Source organism: Rhizobium sp. N122, assembly GCF_002211295.1.
GTDB lineage: Bacteria > Pseudomonadota > Alphaproteobacteria > Rhizobiales > Rhizobiaceae > Rhizobium.
The window spans coordinates 49,086-64,259 of record NZ_LOKU01000013.1; the positions used below are offsets into that span (position 1 = coordinate 49,086).

Genomic DNA, 15,174 nt, shown 5'->3' on the forward strand with positions numbered 1-15,174 from the left:
GAATGAGTGCGCGGCGAAATCATCATCGGCCGACTGCAACAAACGAGCGCCGCCCGATCAGGCCGGTCGATTGATGGCCGGTTACGCATTTCGCATGAAACCGTTTTCGCCGATTTGCGTTTAGCGGCCATGAAAAGAGAACGTGAACCCTCATCAAAGGCTTACCGGCAGGATCGTTTCGAAAACACCGAGCGCGCCGCCAAGGAAACCATCGAGGCGGAGCAGCGGGCCCGCCGGGAGAAAACCAAGCGGCTGAAAGAACTGCGCCTGTCGAAGCAAAGCGACAAGGATCCCGCGCCCAGGTAGATCCCACGCTGGCGAGATCTGTCACGCCGCGCCCATCGGCCTGACACAGATCGGCGCTGCGCTCGCCCGCATCTTTCCGGGCGTGCGTGCACGCGCGCCCTGAATTGTTTTTGAACATCAGACGTTCGCCCATCTTGCAGAGCCAAGATCGCGAAATTATCTTTTTTCCATCGATAGCGATTCACGGCATCGGAAAGGGCAGATTGCGATGTCAGACAAGCTGTTCAGCACGCGTGACGAACCGCTCGCATCCGAAGACCTCGATGTGTGCAGGCGTGTCCATGAAGGGTTGTGTCACGAACTCCAGATTAACCGATCGGGAGAGAAAGCCGCCCGTCTCGGCGCTCTGATCATCGAGCTTTATCGGCAAGGTGTGCATGACGAGACCCAGCTTCGATTGCTGGCCGGCGGCAAACGAGCCTGAGAACACAATCCGCCACACGCTCGGATAGCATCCTTCCAATCTACGGCAGGACGCCACCGCCGGCGGCCAAGCTATCTCTTGCGTTAGCAAATACGCACATAGATTGCCCCTCCTCATCCCGAAATGAAACCAATTGCCTTCCCCAGCGTTATACCCTCGATACATCCATTGACCCAAGGTGAGTGAAATGAACAGATTCGCCATCATTGCCCTGTCGATAGCGACGGCCTTCTCCGGAATGCCGGTCTCGGCAGCTCCCGTCTTTGTGCCGAGCCCGGCGCAGCAGGCGGCCGCGCAGCCGGTCCCCGGAGGTGGCAAGATCATCACCGTCGGCTGCAATAACTTCACGAACTGCCCTGGCCAGTTTGGTAACAATGACGACTGGTACCGCAAACGCCACCACTACCGCGACCGCAGCTATTATCGGGACCGAGACTACTATCGCGGCGACCGCTACGGCCGGCGCTATGGTCACCGCTACCGTCATGACAATACCGGCGCCATCATCGGCGGCTTGGCGGCAGGCGCCCTGATCGGCGGCATCATCGCCTCGCAGCCGCGCGCCTACCGTTCCACCGGCTACAGCTCGCACGCCGAATATTGCTATGCTCGCTATCGGTCGTACCGCGCCTACGACAACACTTACCAGCCGAACTACGGCCCGCGCCGCCAGTGCCGGTAATATCCAGTCACCTGGCCCGGAAGGAAGCCTCGCATGAACATGCGGGGCTTTTTTTGCTACGTATCAGCGCCACGGTGACCTCCACAATAGCAAGGACGGACGGAGCAAGGCTTGCCGGCCTTTACCCCGTCCGTCCCGTCAGCCTAGGAGTGAAGCACTTTAGCGACTACTTTACTCCGGGAGTGGTTCGCTGCAGGAGTGAGGCACTCCTGCAATGATCCACTTCGGGATGAGTCGCTTCCGGAGTGACGGCACCACTTCCTCGGGGTCAGGGCTGAGCTTTCGGTTGGTAAATGGCGGCCGGCTTCGGCTTCTTCTCCGTCCATTGCGGCGGCGCGCCGTATTTGCCGGCGACCGCGCCAATCAGCCCCGGCTCGCGGCCGAAGGTATCGCAGGCGGCGTATTTCGGCTTTCCGCCGAGCCAGGATTTCATCCGCTGGCCGGAAGGAAGTGAAAGGTCCAGCCCCTTCGGCTCCTTGCGTGCGATCAGCATGCGGGAAAATTCGCTGCTGAACTTCGAAGCAAGGCCATAGGCGTCGCCCACGTCGGAAACGCGCGGCTCGTTCTGCAGCGAGTTCGCCCCGCGTGACCAGACCATCGCCGCCCGCTGCACGCCCGAGCCGTCGACGGCTTCAGCCTCTACCGCCAGTCCGCCGAGGCCTGCCGGCAGCCGCGGCACGCCGACCGGCAGCACGAAACCGGTACCGACGGTCACGACGGCGGAAACACCAGCCATCGCTTTGTTGGTCGGCACGATGTCTGTAACGACGGAGCGGATCGTTAGGTCGGCGGGCTCGCCCGGTGCCACTATCCGGTATTTATCGCTGAGCGAGATGCAAAGCGCCCGGTCGAGCGCATTCGACACCATCGTCCGATCATCAGGCGATTTGATGCGGGTCGCGGCGCTGAAGGCAAAGGTGGTCGGGGCGATGGCGACCGTCTTCGCCGGCGCAAGACCCGTCCCGTCGACATAGATGCGCGACTTCTGAAGCTTGCCCTTGGGCGGACCGAGATTGGAATAGGAAGAAAGCGTGCCCGCTTGCTTCAGCGGCACCGTGCTGCACCCGGCCGCAGCCGCCGCAAGCGCCAGCGGCAGGGCAAAGGAAAAAAACTTCGAAATCCGCTTTGAAAAGGAAGAAGTGAATGGATTGCTGCGCACTCTGTCTGGCCTCCATCGCCGATAGCGCATAACCCCGAAATCGAGATCGATTTCGGAAAGGATTATGCGCAGTTTATAGTGCTAGAGCGTCCTTAGCGCGTCTGTCGGACGCGCGGCGCTCTAGTTCAGGCAAAAGTGGCGGCCGAGAATTGCCGCAGCATTACATCGTTTCCGGCAGCGTCGGCTGCCGGAAGCAACCCGCATCATCAAAGCCGGATCGTCACCTCGGTGCCGGCGTCGCCGCTCTCGATGCTGACTTCGCCGCCATGGTTTGCGGCGATCTGCTTGACGAGGCTGAGGCCGAGCCCCGCCCCCGTGCTCTTCGGCGTGACGCGATAGAATGGTTCGAACACCAGTTCGCGGTGCTCGGCCGGAATCCCCGGCCCCTCGTCGGCGACGCTGATCCGACCGCCGCCGGAGGCCGACACGGAGACGGTGATCATGCCGCTCCCGCCGCCATGGTCGATGGCATTGCGCACGAGGTTGCTCACCGCCCGCGGCAGCGCCGAGGGGCTGCCCTTGCGCTTCAGGCTCTCGACCTCGCTCTGAAACGAGATCTGGTAGCCGGCGCCGATCGCCAGCGGCGCGAGGTCGGCAACGACGGAGCGGGCAATCTCGACGAGATCGACCATTTCATGGAGATCGGTCGCCTGGTCGTTGCGCTCGAAATCGAGCAGTTGCTCGGCCGTCTCCGCCAGCCGCGCGACGTCGTCGAGCAAGCGCCTGCGGTCCTGCCCGTCGGCCGTTCCATCGATCCGCGTCTGCATGATCGCGATCGGCGTCCTCAGTTCATGCGCCGCATCGATCAGGAAGTGTTGCCGTTTGCGGTACTCGTTTTCGAGCCGGTCGAGCGCCTCGTTGAAGGCGATCACCAGCGGCGCGACCTCCCGCGGAATGCCGTCGAGCGGCAGGCGCGCATCGTAGCGGCGGGCGTCGATCTCGGATGCCTTGCGGGCGACCTCGCTGACGCTGGCCAGCCCCCGCCGGACGATCCTGGGAACGGCGAGAAAAACCGCGGGCAAGGCGATGACGAACAGCGGGACGTAGATCGGATAAACGGCGCCCATCAGGGTAAGAACCGGCCAGCCCTTGTCGGCAACGCCGCCAAACAGAACCCGTAGCTCGCCGATCGCGGTCTCCACGCTTTCGACCGAGGCGATCTCGCCCGTGCCGGCCGATCCCCTGATATCGGCCCCTTCGAACAGGTAAGTCAGACGCGCAAGCTCGCTGTAGGCTGCAGGAATAGTCCCGTAAGACACGGAGGAACCGTTCGTCGTGGCCGCGACATACCAAAGCCCGTCATACTGCCGCTTGAGTGCATCCAGCTCCGGCGTCTCCGTTATTTCGAGCCGTCCCTCGGCATCGAGCGCAACGGCCGGAGCCAATGCGGCGGTGACATGGTCCTCCAGCGCGACGTTCGGCGAGAGGATCGTCGCACCGTAGAAGCAGAGCCCGATGGTGACAGCAGTCACCACACCGACGAAGACCAGGCTGAGCTGCCAGCTGAGCCGCCACCAGAGCGAAGGGTTAGGCTTGCACTTTTCGCCCATCATTCTTCCTTCAGGAGATAGCCGACGCCGCGGATATTGTGGATCGAAACCTCAGCGCCAGCCTCGGCAAGCCGCCTGCGCAGCCGCGAAATGTGCGCATCGAGCGCGTTTGACTGGATTTCCTCTTCGTAGTTGTAGACGGCCGCCTCGAGCGTCGCGCGCAGCACGGTCTTCTCCTTGCGCTTGGCAAGGGCCGCCAGCACCAGCAGCTCGCGTCGGGGCAGATCGAGCGGCGCGTCATCGATGGTTACGCTGAGATGTAAGGGATCGATCACCATCCGCCCGGCGGTGATCTTGAGTTCGGCAAGGTTCGGCGGCCGCCGCAGCACGGCTCTCAGCCGCGCCATCAGTTCCTCCACCAGAAACGGCTTGCCGAGATAGTCGTCGGAGCCGAGATCGAGCCCTTGCACCCGCTCCTTCGGCTCATTCAGCGCCGTCAGCACGATGATCGGCGTGTCCTTGCCCGTCCGCCTCAGCTGCGGAATGAAGCTCAGCCCCTCTCCATCGGGCAGGCGCCGGTCGAGCAGGATCGCGTCATAGAGGTTCTGCCGCGTCAGCTCGACGGCATCGGCCAGATGCATCGTGTGGTCAGTGACGATCCCATGTTTGCCGAGCGCTGCCGACAGCGCTTCGGCCAGCTCCCGCTCGTCTTCTATCAACAATATCCGCATCGCCCGCCTGTGTTCTCAGTTTCCCTTTTCTCCGCCACAAGGGTTGCGGCAGCATTGCGGAGCTTGCAAGGCGCCGGTCATGCTGCCGCAATTGTCGAGGTCCACCACAAAGACTATCCGCGGCATTTGGAGATCGAGATGATCCGACCTATCCTCCGTTTCCTCACGAGACACGTCCTCTCGGCCTTCATCCTCGCCGCGCTGCTCGCAGCCCCGCTGGTGATACTGCACACGCTTGACGGAAAAGCAGGGGGCGGGAGCGGCCTCCTGATGGAGGTCCGATGACAAGGCAAGCCTCCTAGACGGCTGCCTTGCAATAGGCCGAGAAAGCCTGAAGATAGGCCTGCACCCTCGAACGGTTCTCCGCCGTCTCGACCGCCCGCAACACCTCGGCCGGTTCCAGCTTCATCAGAGGAAGCCGGAGGAAGATATCCTCGGCGAACCGATCGGTGATGGTGGCAAGGATGGTGCGCAGACCGGCGAGCATATCATCGCCCCGATGCGATGCGTGCAGCAGCGCGACGGGCTTGTGGACGATCTGCTCTCCCGACACCAGCCAGTCGATCGCATTCTTGAGGCCGCCGGGGATGGATCGCACATATTCCGGGCTGGCAATGATCACCCCGTCACTCCCAGTGATCATTGCGACGAAATCCCGCACCGCCGGCGGCAGAGCTTCCCCCTCGAGATCCGGTGAGAACACCGGCAAACCTCCCACGCCATCGAAGATCGCAATCTCGATCTCACGTGGCGCGACGGCGCTGACCGCCCGCAGCATGGCCGTATTGGTGGAATTGCGCCGAGCGCTGCCGGATATTGCGAGAATCTTCATGAGCCTAACAGCGATCGATTGATCATGGCTGTCAACGCAAAAGCCTGCGCCGCCGCGCGTCTTTTCAGAAAGGCAGAACACGCTGCAGGACTTTGAACTGCCCGATTGAGTGATCGGCAAAAGCGACTTTTGCTTGCACTCGCCGAGCCCGGCGTTAGCCTGCGTTCCAATCCTCACAGCTGCCGAATCGGCGGGAAATACATATGACGGCTTTGATCGAGGCACGCGGCGTCAGCAAGCGCTTTCGGCAGCACAAGAGATTTCCGGGCCTGCTCGGCGCCCTGAAGACGCTGGTGACGAGCGAATATAACGAAGTCCTGGCCGTTTCCGACATTGAATTCGATGTCGATGCCGGCGAAGCCGTCGGTTATCTCGGCCCCAATGGCGCCGGCAAATCCACCATGATCAAGATGATGACCGGCATCCTGGTGCCGAGCGCCGGCACGCTCTCCGTGCTCGGCCGCACGCCGCATCTGAAAAGGATGGACAATGCGCGCGAGATCGGCGTCGTCTTCGGCCAGCGCAGCCAGCTGTGGTGGGATCTGCCGCTGGTCGACAGTTTTACCTTGCACCAGCGCATCTACGATATTGCGCCCGCCCGCTATGCGGACAATCTCCGGCGCTTCAGCGAGTTGCTCGACCTCACGCCCTTTCTCGACCGCGCGGTGCGTCAGCTCAGCCTCGGCCAGCGCATGCGCGCCGAGATCGTCATGTCGCTGCTGCACGATCCGAAGATCCTCTTTCTCGACGAACCGACGATCGGGCTCGACGTGGTCGCCAAGGATGCGGTGCGGCGGTTTCTCGCCGAGATCAACCGCGAGCGCGGCGTCACCATCATCCTCACCACCCATGATCTGCAGGACATCGAAACCATCTGCCCGCGGCTGATCATGGTCGATCATTCGAGGCTGATCTTCGACGGCGAATTGAGGAGCCTGCGCTCTGCCTTAGGCTCGGCCCGGCGGCTGACCCTTGAATTTGCCAGCGACCCCGGGCCGCTGCCGCTGAGCACCGCTTCGCTCGTCAGCGACGAGGGCCTGCGCAAGAACTATTTGATCGAACGCGAAGACGTTTCGCTGGTCAGGATCCTGTCGGAGGTCGGAAGCGACCGCGGCCTCAAGGATGTGGCGCTGCACGAGCCCGACATCGAAGAGGTCATCCGCACCTTCTACCAGGGCCGCAACGCCAGGGCGCGGGCGTCATGAGCGCCTATTCCGCCTTCGCGCGCAGCGCTTTCCATTCCCAGCTCGCCTACCGCAACGAGGTGTGGGCCAACATCTTCGGCAAACTGGTACAGGTCATCGCCCGCGTCGCCATCTGGCAGGCAGCCTATGCCGGCGTCGGTGCAACGGTGGTCGGCGGCGTCTCGCTGCAGCAGATGGTGACCTATGCGCTGCTCGGCGGGGCCGTGATGGGTGCCACCCGCCCCGAAAGGATCATCAACGAGATCGGCCGGTCGCTGAAGACGGGGGACGTCGCCGTCTGGCTGCTGAAGCCCATCTTCTATCCGCTCTACATTTTCGCCAATGAATGCGGCAGTTTCGGCTATCGCCTGATGACGCAGGTCATCCCGACCGTCGCCGTCACGGCGATGTTCTACGGCATGCTGCCGCCGGCAAGCCTATTCGACGGCGCCATGTTCATCGTCTTCTGGATGCTTTCCTTCATCCTGCTGTCCCTGATGTCGATGTTCTGCGGCCTCATCGCCTTCTGGCTGATGACGAGCTTCTCGCTCGACTGGATCCTCGGCGCCCTGCTGCAATTGTTCTCCGGCCTGCTGGTGCCCTTCTGGTTCTTCCCCGAGCCGCTGGCGACGATCGCCCGCCACCTGCCCTTCGCCTGGGTGGTCTATTATCCCAATGCGGTCTATCTCGGCCGGCTTTCGGCTGCCGACACCTGGTTTCATCTCGGCCTCGGTCTCGGCTGGGCCGGATTGTTCTTCTTCGGCGTCCTTTGGCTCTGGCGCTCAGCCTCGACCCGCATCACCGTGCAGGGAGGCTGATCATGCTCCTCCATCACCTCCGCGTCATACCGTTGCTGGTGCGTATGCATATCCGCTCGCAGATGGAATATCGCGGTGCCTTCTGGCTCGATCGCCTTGCACAGATCCTTTCCTATGGCAGCGTTTTCGCCACCATCGGCATCCTGCTTGCCCGCTTCGATACGTTGGGAGGATGGAGCTGGCCGGAGCTCGCGCTGCTCTACAGCTTCCAGCTGCTGGCCTACTCCCTCGGTGCTGCGATGAGCTTCACGCAGCTTCGCGATCTTGAGGAACTGGTGCGTCTCGGCACTTACGATGCGCTGCTGGTCAAGCCGTTCAGCCCCTGGGTCTATCTGATCTTTTCCGGTCTCAATGTCGGCTATGCCGGCCACATCATCCTTGCGGTGCCGCTGCTCGGCTGGGCAGTTTTTTCAGTCGATTTCGCCTGGTCGGTCCCTTCAGCCCTGTTCCTCGTCGCCGCACTTTTCAGCGCCACGCTGCTGACCGCCGCCCTCATCACCATGATCGGCGCCACCGCGCTGATCTGGGTGCGCTCCAACCATCTGTTCTCGATCTTCTTCGGCTTCTGGGAACTGATGCGCTACCCTCTCAACATCTTTCCCGGCAGCGTCCAGATCACCCTCCTCACCGCCGTTCCGCTGGCGCTGACCAGTTCGGTTCCCGTCGCCGCCCTGCTCGGCAAACCCGTCCCGATCCTTGGCGGCTGGGCCGGCCCAGCGGCGCTGGCGGCCGGCCCGGTCTGGGTGCTGATCGCAATGGTGTATTGGCGCTACGCCACCGGCAAATACCAGGGCGCCGGTGGCTGATGGGCCCGGCTGACTTCGCTTGATATCAGCATGCCGGCGCCGACGATTTGGAGCGAACCTCGAGGAACGCCGCCGTCAACCTCGCCAGCACCGCGGATGTACGCGTGCCGTTGGCTCCGCCGATCGGATCGACGATATGGATGTGCCGGAGATCCTCCATGAATTCCTCCCACATCGGCGGCCCGCCTTCTTCGAGAAGCTCGGCGCGGATGCTCAGTTCCTCGCTGACAGGCAGATGGCGCCGCCCCCAGGCGCCGATCATGGCGAAGACGGGAACGAGCTGGATCGCCGGCTCCGCCAGGCTGTAGATCGCTTTCTGGCTGTGGCTCGGATCATCCCGCTTACTGATGAATTCCAGCGAGAGCAGGCGCTTCAACCTGGCGGCCAGGATGTTGGAGGCGATCCCCTCTTCCGAATGGGTCAGAAGATCGCGGAAATGGCGGCGGTTGCCGAACATGATGTCGCGGATGATAATGAGGCTCCACCGGTCGCCCAGCACCTCCATCGTCAGGTTGATCGGGCAGCCCGAGCGCCGTTCGATATCCACCAAGCATCTCCATCAAAAACTGGTTGCAATATAGGAGCGCTTATGCGACAAAGCAACCAGTTTCAAAATGAAATCAGATGGAGGAAAGCATGTCCAAAGTGCGTGTCGCAGGGTTTTCCGTTTCCGTGGATGGTTTCGGCGCGGGTCCGGAACAAAGCATGCAAGATCCGCTCGGCAAGCGGGGGCCGGAGATGTTCCAATGGTTTTTCCATACCCGCACTTTCCGCGCCATGCAGGGAAAGGACGACGGTTCGCAAGGGATCGACGAGGATTATGCCGCCCGCGGCATGGCCAATTTCGGCGCCTTCATTCTCGGGCGCAACATGTTCGGCCCTATCCGCGGCGATTGGCCGGATGATGCCTGGAAGGGCTGGTGGGGGGCGAATCCGCCGTACCACGCGCCAACCTTCATCCTGACGCACTATCCCCGCGAACCGATCGTCATGGAAGGCGGCACGACCTTCCACTTCGTCACCGGCGGTATCGAGGAGGCACTCGCCAAGGCGAAGGCCGCGGCCGGCAGCGGGGACGTGAAGATCGGCGGCGGGGTCAGCACCGTCCGCCAGTATCTGCAGGCCGGCCTGATCGACGAACTGCATTTCGCCGTCTCGCCCGTCGTGCTCGGCAAGGGGGAAGCGATGTTTGCAGGCATCGACCTGCCGGCCCTCGGCTTCCGCGTCGCCGAGCATGTCGCCACCGAACATGCCACACATATCGTGCTGGCAAAATAAGCCAGCCGCCTGCCGCGGGATGCCGGCGGCAAAGGGATGATGACCGGGAAGCGCGGGCAACCGGGCCTGCGCCGTACGCTAAAAAATAGCGGTGGTGTTGCCGGGGAATGAGCGTAGAGTGAATGCCATCGGCCCATCGGCATCGGCACGACCGCTTGAGAGACCATAGTGCTCTTGCCGCTTACGGAGGGCGCGACCATGCTCCTATCGCTCATCTCTCTCAACGATGATGAAATAACGATCGTCACCGATGCCGTCCGGCAATGGTGCGGCGAGAGGAAGCTCGACATCGACAGCATCGAAGGGCGCCGCGCCATCACTATTGCCGTCGATCTCGTCCAGATGAACACTCGCCGCGACAGGCTTTTTGCCGAACTGTCGAAGCAGTTGGCCCACCAGTAGGATCCGACATCGATCCATCGAAGCCAACGCACCAGCCGCACTTGGCGGCTGCGTCGAGACGTCTTGCGGATCACCATCCCCTCGCCTATGGGATGGCAACATCCGCAAGGCCTCTCCCCATGCTTCGTTTTGTTCTCCACGTTCTGATCGTTCTCATTCTGACGGTGCTGACGCAGATCGGCGGCGTCGCCTATCTCATCGCGCTGGCCGCGTCCCGCGCCTGGGGCATCCGTCGCTTTCCGGCGAAACTTGCCATCTTCCTGCTTTGTTATGCCGGTGCGACATTTGCCGCGGGTCTCGCAGCCCCGATGTTCGGGCGGGTTCCCCTCTCCTGCATATCGGGCGCCACGGACAGGCTGGTGGTCCGCTCCCCGATCTATTGCCTGCTGAACCGCAACTACGTCACGCCCGACCTGCGCGATCTGGCAAAGGCACTTGCCGCCTATATGGACGAGAAATTTCCCGGTACCGTCACTGTCGCGCTGGATGCGAATTTCCCCTTCGTGAACGGCTTTCCGCTGCTGCCACATCTGTCGCATGCCGACGGCAAAAAGCTCGACTTCGCCTATTATTACAAGAATGCGGACGGCGTCTTCCTGAATGGTGCCACCCGCTCCCCGATCGGTTATTTCGCCTTCGAAGAGCCGGCGCCTGGCGACGAACTGCCATGTGAAGGACGCAACGACTGGCTGACCACGCGCTGGGATTTCGACGCGCTGCAGCCATTGTTTCCGGCCTATGGCATCGAGGAGCAGCGCACATCGGCCGCGGTCGCCTGGCTGACCAGCGAAGGTGTGACGCGCTTCGGCCTGCAGAAAATCTTCATCGAGCCGCATCTAAAGAACGCGCTTGGCATTACCGACAGCCATGTTCGCTTCCAAGGCTGCCGCGCCGCCCGCCACGACGACCATATCCATATCCAGATTGAATGAGGGAGGTTGCTCCGTATGAATATTTTCATTCTGCTGATCGGTTTTCCGGGAGTCGGCAAACTCGCGATCGCCAAAGAATTAAGTCTGCTTTTCCCCGCAAAGATTATCGACAATCACTGGTTCAACAACCCGATACTGCGCCTCCTGGATGACGACGGAACGTCTCCCCTCCCGGAAGGAATATGGGAGTACACCGGAAGAGTTCGGCAAGCCGTCTTGGATGCGATCGTGGCCTACAGCGCGCCCTCGGCAAATTTCATCTTCACGCATGCCGGGATTGAAGGAGATCAGCGAAGCATCCGCACGTTTCAACAAATTGCTGCCGCAGCAGAACAACGCCAAGCCTTGCTGGTCCCCGTGCGGTTGCTCTGCGACGAAGACGAGTTGGCACGCCGGATTTCGACACCGGCACGCCGTGCCCACCTGAAATCCATAGATGTGGAAGCTTCGAGAAAACGCAGCCGACAAGCGTGCGTTCTCGATCCCCAACATCAAAACACCCTCATGCTGGATGTCACTTTCGCATCACCACAGGAAAGTGCGGCCGCCATCCGAGATCATGTTTTGAACGCCGCAGGCAGCGCCACAGCTGGCCATAGCTTGAAAGCCGATACCGGCAGCGCTTAGGAGCTACAAGACCGCCGGGCCACATCGCGCGCCTCGCCAGCGCCTATATTTACCTCATGGAGAACGACTTCGTGACCAGCAAGACGCTCCATCATGACGGGCAGCGATCGATCTAGACTCCACGGCACGCCCCCTCTCCAGCCTCATCCTGAGGTGCGTAGCCCACAGGGCGAAGCCTCGAAGGACGGGGCTGGCCACCAGCGGCATACGCCAAGCGCCACACGCGCCTACCGAACCGGCAACTCGTAGCTCCGCTTCAGCGTTTCCATCGGCACGTCGGTCTTGACGCTGAGGACGCTCGGAATGCGCGTCAAGTGGTCGGCCTGGAAACGCCAATAGCTGTGAAGATCGGCGGTGACGATGCGCAGCACGGCGTCGCACTCGCCCGTCGTCAGATAGCATTCCATCACCTCTGGAAACCGCCTGACGGCCTCGGCGAAGCGCAGGGTGACCTCGGCATCCTGGGTCTTGAACCACACCCGGGCAAAAACCGTCAGCCCCGCCCCGACCTTGGCCGGGTCCAGAACCGCAACATAGCGATCGATGATCCCGGCCTCTTCCAGGAGCCGCACGCGGCGCAGACAGGGCGAAGGCGACAGCCCCACTTCCTTTGCCAGCTCGACGTTCGAAATGCGCCCGTCGCGCTGGAGCACGCGCAGGATATGGCGATCGATCGCATCGAGGACAGCCGGCATTTTATAGCTCCGAGCTCTTCTGCAGTGGCATAATATGCCAAACATTCGCAATTTTAAGCACGCTTCGCAAGCTCATTGCGAGAGATATGACCTATCGTTCCACGCATCGATTTTTTTGTGGAGATGGTTGATGACAGGGCAGATAGATAAAATCGTGCTCGCGTATTCCGGCGGCCTGGATACCTCGATCATTCTCAAATGGCTGCAGGAGACCTACGGATGCGAGGTCGTGACCTTCACCGCCGATCTCGGTCAGGGCGACGAACTCGAGCCGGCGCGGGCGAAGGCGGCAATGTTTGGGGTCAAGGACGTTCGTATCGTCGATCTGCGGGAAGAATTCGTCCGCGACTTCGTCTTTCCGATGCTGCGCGCCAACACGCTCTATGAGGGGCAATATCTGCTCGGCAGCTCCATCGCCCGGCCGCTGATCGCCAAGCATCTGGTCACCATAGCCCGGCAGGTCGGCGCCGATGCCGTCGCCCATGGCTCCACAGGCAAGGGCAATGACCAGGTCCGCTTCGAGCTCGCCGTCAATGCGCTCGATCCGTCGATCAAGGTTATCGCTCCCTGGCGCCAATGGAACATCCGCTCCCGCATGCAGCTTCTGGATTATGCCGAGATGCATCGGATCCCGGTGCCGAAGGATAAGCGCGGTGAAGCACCCTTCTCGATCGACGCCAACCTGCTGCACACCTCCACCGAAGGCAAGATCCTCGAAAATCCGGCCGAGATCGCGCCCGAATATGTCTATCAGCGCACGGTCGACCCCGTCGATGCTCCCGATACCCCCGAGACCGTGACCATCGGCTTCGAAAGCGGCGACCCGGTGTCCCTGAACGGCGAAGCGATGGCGCCGGCTGCCCTGCTCTCCGCGCTCAACAGCTTCGGCGGCCGGCACGGTATCGGGCGGCTCGATCTCGTTGAAAACCGCTTCATCGGCATGAAATCGCGAGGGGTCTACGAGACGCCGGGAGGAACGATCCTGCTAGCGGCCCATCGCGGTATTGAATCGATCACGCTCGATCGCGCCGCCGCACATCTGAAGGATGAGATCATGCCTCGTTACGCCGAGCTGATCTATAACGGCTTCTGGTTCTCTCCGGAGCGGGAAATGCTGCAGGCTCTGATCGACCGGAGCCAGCACTTCGTGAGCGGCCAAGTGACGGTAAGGCTCTACAAGGGAAACGCTGCGGTCATCTCGCGCGCCTCGCCCTGCGCACTCTATTCCGCCGATCTCGTCACCTTCGAGGAAAGCTCCATCGCCTATGACCATCACGACGCCGAAGGCTTCATCAAGCTCAACGGATTGCGGCTCAGGAGCTGGGCAGCCCGCAATTGCAGGTAAGCGCCAGCCCGTGTGTCAGCCAGCGCGCCCAGCGTGCACAGCGCGGCATCTAATTTCAAACGATTTTAAAAATCGCCACTCGAGAGTTAATCGATTTTAATTTTATCATTAAAATTTTCTTGTTGCGGCGCAAAAGAATTTAGACATTAATTTTCTCAGATGCACACTGTGTCCGTTGGAGGAACTCGCATGACTGTGACATTTCCGCTCACCGAGAAGCGCGATGCGGAGGCTTTGCTGAAGCACCTGACGACGTACAAACTCAGCTATCCGGGAAACTGCGTCGTCTCGCTCAAGGCCTACGTCGCCCAAGTCTCATCCTGTCACACGACGGCACTCGGCACCGCATTTACCGCTTGGTAGGGACCGAATCTCCTCCTAGGCGAGACGCGGCGGCAGCTTTTTAAAAAATTTGTCGAATCCCGGACGCGCCGTTGTCGTACGTGTAAAAATTCCTATTCTGAGCGCCGCCGGTGGCGATGAAAAACTGAGTTATCCCGGTTATCGCGGTAGGAATTTCAGATCACATCATGACCACACTCAGTCGCCATGATCTCAGCGATATCAACCATGGCGACTGGGTGGATCGCAGATTGCCGGCCGCATGGCGGCCATACACGCGGCTGGCGCGGCTCGATCGCCCGGTCGGAATATGGCTGACGCTTTTCCCATGCTGGGCTGCCCTCATCCAGGCATCGCACAGTCTGCCGGGCCTAGGTGAGCTCGTGATCTTCTCTCTCGGCGCCTTGCTGATGAGAAGCGCCGGCTCCACGGTCAACGACATCGCCGATCGGAAGTTTGACGGCCATGTCGAGCGAACCCGCTTCCGCCCGCTTGCAAGCGGTGAGCTTGGCACACTGCAAGCCTTCGTCTTTCTGGCCGTGGAACTCACGGCTGCGGCCGCGCTTCTGCTCTTCCTGACACCTTATGCACGCCTGGTGGCGATCTCGGTTCTGCCGCTCGTCTTCCTCTATCCGCTCTGCAAGCGTTTCACCTATTGGCCCCAGGCCGTCCTGGGCGCGGCGTTCAATTGGGGAATGCTGATGGCATGGGCCGAGCTTGCAGGCCATATCCCGGCCGGCGCCGTTCTGATGTGGGCCGGGGCGATCGCCTGGCAGATCGGCTATGATACGGTCTATGCCTATGTCGACGTCAGGGATGACACCCGCCTCGGCTTGAAATCCACCGCGATCCTGTTCGGCCGGCACGGCAGGATGTGGATCGGCTTGTTCTATGCTCTGGCCGTTGGGGCTTGGTCGCTCGGGGGCTGGCTGTTGGAGATGACGCCGCCTTATGCGATCGGAATGCTGGTGATCGCAGCCCACCTTGCCTGGCAGGTCCGGCGGATCGACCTCGCCCGCCCGGACCTCAATTATCGCCTTTTCCTCGCCAATATCCTGACAGGCGCGCTGCTGGCCGGCACGGCTTTATCAGGCACATGGTGAAAAGTTCGAGGACGCGAC

General features: G+C 61.4%; 19 protein-coding genes. 13 read left to right on the plus strand and 6 right to left on the minus strand.

The window, feature by feature from the left end:
* Positions 1 to 6: 6 nt before the first annotated feature.
* The 3 genes from ATY75_RS12525 (at position 7) to ATY75_RS12535 (ending at position 1,412) form a co-directional block, all read left to right on the plus strand.
* Positions 7 to 306 carry a hypothetical protein gene (locus ATY75_RS12525; protein WP_172599112.1) on the plus strand — a complete coding sequence of 100 codons (300 nt, stop codon included), beginning with the start codon at positions 7 to 9 and terminating at the stop codon, positions 304 to 306.
* A gap of 208 nt (positions 307 to 514) precedes the next feature.
* Positions 515 to 730 carry a hypothetical protein gene (locus tag ATY75_RS35045; RefSeq protein ID WP_088937803.1) on the plus strand — a complete coding sequence of 72 codons (216 nt, stop codon included), beginning with the start codon at positions 515 to 517 and terminating at the stop codon, positions 728 to 730.
* Positions 731 to 917: 187 nt separating this feature from the next.
* Positions 918 to 1,412, plus strand: coding sequence for a BA14K family protein (locus ATY75_RS12535; RefSeq protein WP_088937804.1), 495 nt, complete (start codon positions 918 to 920; stop codon positions 1,410 to 1,412).
* A 268-nt stretch (positions 1,413 to 1,680) separates the two neighbouring features.
* Here the strand turns inward: ATY75_RS12535 and ATY75_RS12540 are convergent, their stop codons facing one another.
* The 4 genes from ATY75_RS12540 to ATY75_RS12555 form a co-directional block, all read right to left on the minus strand.
* The gene (locus ATY75_RS12540) at positions 1,681 to 2,601 is read right to left on the minus strand and encodes a DUF3313 domain-containing protein (RefSeq protein WP_088937805.1); all 921 of its coding nucleotides are present in this window, start codon (positions 2,599 to 2,601) and stop codon (positions 1,681 to 1,683) included.
* A gap of 176 nt (positions 2,602 to 2,777) precedes the next feature.
* Complete coding sequence (locus ATY75_RS12545; protein WP_088937806.1) at positions 2,778 to 4,121, minus strand: HAMP domain-containing sensor histidine kinase; 1,344 nt, start codon at positions 4,119 to 4,121, stop codon at positions 2,778 to 2,780.
* A complete protein-coding gene (locus tag ATY75_RS12550; protein WP_064839090.1) occupies positions 4,121 to 4,792 on the minus strand; it encodes a response regulator transcription factor in 672 nt (223 codons plus the stop codon). The genes ATY75_RS12545 and ATY75_RS12550 overlap by 1 nt, the downstream gene beginning before the upstream one ends.
* Positions 4,793 to 5,090: 298 nt before the next feature.
* Positions 5,091 to 5,624, minus strand: coding sequence for an NADPH-dependent FMN reductase (locus ATY75_RS12555; protein WP_088937849.1), 534 nt, complete (start codon positions 5,622 to 5,624; stop codon positions 5,091 to 5,093).
* A gap of 203 nt (positions 5,625 to 5,827) precedes the next feature.
* On the opposite strand from ATY75_RS12555, the gene ATY75_RS12560 reads away from it, so the two are divergent.
* The 3 genes from ATY75_RS12560 to ATY75_RS12570 are packed head-to-tail and all read left to right on the plus strand — an operon-like array spanning position 5,828 to position 8,432.
* Positions 5,828 to 6,829: an ATP-binding cassette domain-containing protein gene (locus ATY75_RS12560; protein WP_088937807.1), complete on the plus strand. Its 1,002-nt coding sequence runs from the start codon at positions 5,828 to 5,830 to the stop codon at positions 6,827 to 6,829.
* Positions 6,826 to 7,626, plus strand: a complete 801-nt coding sequence (locus tag ATY75_RS12565) for an ABC-2 family transporter protein (protein ID WP_088937808.1) — start codon at positions 6,826 to 6,828, stop codon at positions 7,624 to 7,626. The genes ATY75_RS12560 and ATY75_RS12565 overlap by 4 nt, the downstream gene beginning before the upstream one ends.
* A gap of 2 nt (positions 7,627 to 7,628) precedes the next feature.
* On the plus strand, positions 7,629 to 8,432 hold the full coding sequence (locus ATY75_RS12570) for an ABC-2 family transporter protein (protein WP_088937809.1): 804 nt from the start codon (positions 7,629 to 7,631) through the stop codon (positions 8,430 to 8,432).
* Between the two features lie 25 nt (positions 8,433 to 8,457).
* On the opposite strand, the gene ATY75_RS12575 is transcribed toward ATY75_RS12570, so the two are convergent.
* Positions 8,458 to 8,979, minus strand: a complete 522-nt coding sequence (locus ATY75_RS12575) for a helix-turn-helix domain-containing protein (RefSeq protein ID WP_088937810.1) — start codon at positions 8,977 to 8,979, stop codon at positions 8,458 to 8,460.
* An 89-nt stretch (positions 8,980 to 9,068) separates the two neighbouring features.
* On the opposite strand from ATY75_RS12575, the gene ATY75_RS12580 reads away from it, so the two are divergent.
* The 4 genes from ATY75_RS12580 to ATY75_RS12595 all read left to right on the plus strand — a co-directional run bounded on the left by ATY75_RS12580 (position 9,069) and on the right by ATY75_RS12595 (position 11,671).
* Positions 9,069 to 9,710 (plus strand): dihydrofolate reductase family protein, encoded by a 642-nt coding sequence (locus ATY75_RS12580; protein ID WP_088937850.1) that lies wholly within the window; start codon positions 9,069 to 9,071, stop codon positions 9,708 to 9,710.
* A 198-nt stretch (positions 9,711 to 9,908) separates the two neighbouring features.
* Positions 9,909 to 10,112 carry a hypothetical protein gene (locus tag ATY75_RS12585; RefSeq protein WP_064841367.1) on the plus strand — a complete coding sequence of 68 codons (204 nt, stop codon included), beginning with the start codon at positions 9,909 to 9,911 and terminating at the stop codon, positions 10,110 to 10,112.
* Positions 10,113 to 10,231: 119 nt separating this feature from the next.
* Positions 10,232 to 11,044, plus strand: coding sequence for a hypothetical protein (locus ATY75_RS12590; RefSeq protein WP_088937811.1), 813 nt, complete (start codon positions 10,232 to 10,234; stop codon positions 11,042 to 11,044).
* A gap of 15 nt (positions 11,045 to 11,059) precedes the next feature.
* Complete coding sequence (locus ATY75_RS12595; protein WP_088937812.1) at positions 11,060 to 11,671, plus strand: chloramphenicol phosphotransferase; 612 nt, start codon at positions 11,060 to 11,062, stop codon at positions 11,669 to 11,671.
* A 227-nt stretch (positions 11,672 to 11,898) separates the two neighbouring features.
* Here ATY75_RS12595 and ATY75_RS12600 read toward each other — a convergent pair whose 3' ends face one another.
* Complete coding sequence (locus tag ATY75_RS12600; protein ID WP_088937813.1) at positions 11,899 to 12,366, minus strand: Lrp/AsnC family transcriptional regulator; 468 nt, start codon at positions 12,364 to 12,366, stop codon at positions 11,899 to 11,901.
* 130 nt (positions 12,367 to 12,496) lie between these two features.
* Between ATY75_RS12600 and ATY75_RS12605 the strand changes: the two genes are divergently transcribed.
* From ATY75_RS12605 to ubiA, 3 genes are all read left to right on the plus strand, one after another.
* Positions 12,497 to 13,711: an argininosuccinate synthase gene (locus tag ATY75_RS12605; RefSeq protein WP_088937814.1), complete on the plus strand. Its 1,215-nt coding sequence runs from the start codon at positions 12,497 to 12,499 to the stop codon at positions 13,709 to 13,711.
* Positions 13,712 to 13,900: 189 nt separating this feature from the next.
* Positions 13,901 to 14,074 carry a hypothetical protein gene (locus tag ATY75_RS34585; RefSeq protein WP_190241351.1) on the plus strand — a complete coding sequence of 58 codons (174 nt, stop codon included), beginning with the start codon at positions 13,901 to 13,903 and terminating at the stop codon, positions 14,072 to 14,074.
* A 167-nt stretch (positions 14,075 to 14,241) separates the two neighbouring features.
* Positions 14,242 to 15,156 (plus strand): 4-hydroxybenzoate octaprenyltransferase, encoded by a 915-nt coding sequence (ubiA, locus tag ATY75_RS12610; protein WP_088937815.1) that lies wholly within the window; start codon positions 14,242 to 14,244, stop codon positions 15,154 to 15,156.
* The last annotated feature ends 18 nt before the right edge of the window (positions 15,157 to 15,174 follow it).

Excerpts from the sequence above, each read along its gene's own strand:
- ATY75_RS35045 (WP_088937803.1), top strand. The coding sequence starts at position 515 with ATGTCAGACAAGCTGTTCAGCACGCGTGACGAACCGCTCGCATCCGAA.
- ATY75_RS12535 (WP_088937804.1), top strand. The coding sequence starts at position 918 with ATGAACAGATTCGCCATCATTGCCCTGTCGATAGCGACGGCCTTCTCC.
- ATY75_RS12540 (WP_088937805.1), bottom strand. The coding sequence starts at position 2,601 with ATGCGCTATCGGCGATGGAGGCCAGACAGAGTGCGCAGCAATCCATTC.
- ATY75_RS12545 (WP_088937806.1), bottom strand. The coding sequence starts at position 4,121 with ATGGGCGAAAAGTGCAAGCCTAACCCTTCGCTCTGGTGGCGGCTCAGC.
- ATY75_RS12550 (WP_064839090.1), bottom strand. The coding sequence starts at position 4,792 with ATGCGGATATTGTTGATAGAAGACGAGCGGGAGCTGGCCGAAGCGCTG.
- ATY75_RS12555 (WP_088937849.1), bottom strand. The coding sequence starts at position 5,624 with ATGAAGATTCTCGCAATATCCGGCAGCGCTCGGCGCAATTCCACCAAT.
- ATY75_RS12560 (WP_088937807.1), top strand. The coding sequence starts at position 5,828 with ATGACGGCTTTGATCGAGGCACGCGGCGTCAGCAAGCGCTTTCGGCAG.
- ATY75_RS12565 (WP_088937808.1), top strand. The coding sequence starts at position 6,826 with ATGAGCGCCTATTCCGCCTTCGCGCGCAGCGCTTTCCATTCCCAGCTC.
- ATY75_RS12570 (WP_088937809.1), top strand. The coding sequence starts at position 7,629 with ATGCTCCTCCATCACCTCCGCGTCATACCGTTGCTGGTGCGTATGCAT.
- ATY75_RS12580 (WP_088937850.1), top strand. The coding sequence starts at position 9,069 with ATGTCCAAAGTGCGTGTCGCAGGGTTTTCCGTTTCCGTGGATGGTTTC.
- ATY75_RS12585 (WP_064841367.1), top strand. The coding sequence starts at position 9,909 with ATGCTCCTATCGCTCATCTCTCTCAACGATGATGAAATAACGATCGTC.
- ATY75_RS12590 (WP_088937811.1), top strand. The coding sequence starts at position 10,232 with ATGCTTCGTTTTGTTCTCCACGTTCTGATCGTTCTCATTCTGACGGTG.
- ATY75_RS12595 (WP_088937812.1), top strand. The coding sequence starts at position 11,060 with ATGAATATTTTCATTCTGCTGATCGGTTTTCCGGGAGTCGGCAAACTC.
- ATY75_RS12600 (WP_088937813.1), bottom strand. The coding sequence starts at position 12,366 with ATGCCGGCTGTCCTCGATGCGATCGATCGCCATATCCTGCGCGTGCTC.
- ATY75_RS12605 (WP_088937814.1), top strand. The coding sequence starts at position 12,497 with ATGACAGGGCAGATAGATAAAATCGTGCTCGCGTATTCCGGCGGCCTG.
- ATY75_RS34585 (WP_190241351.1), top strand. The coding sequence starts at position 13,901 with ATGACTGTGACATTTCCGCTCACCGAGAAGCGCGATGCGGAGGCTTTG.
- ubiA (WP_088937815.1), top strand. The coding sequence starts at position 14,242 with ATGACCACACTCAGTCGCCATGATCTCAGCGATATCAACCATGGCGAC.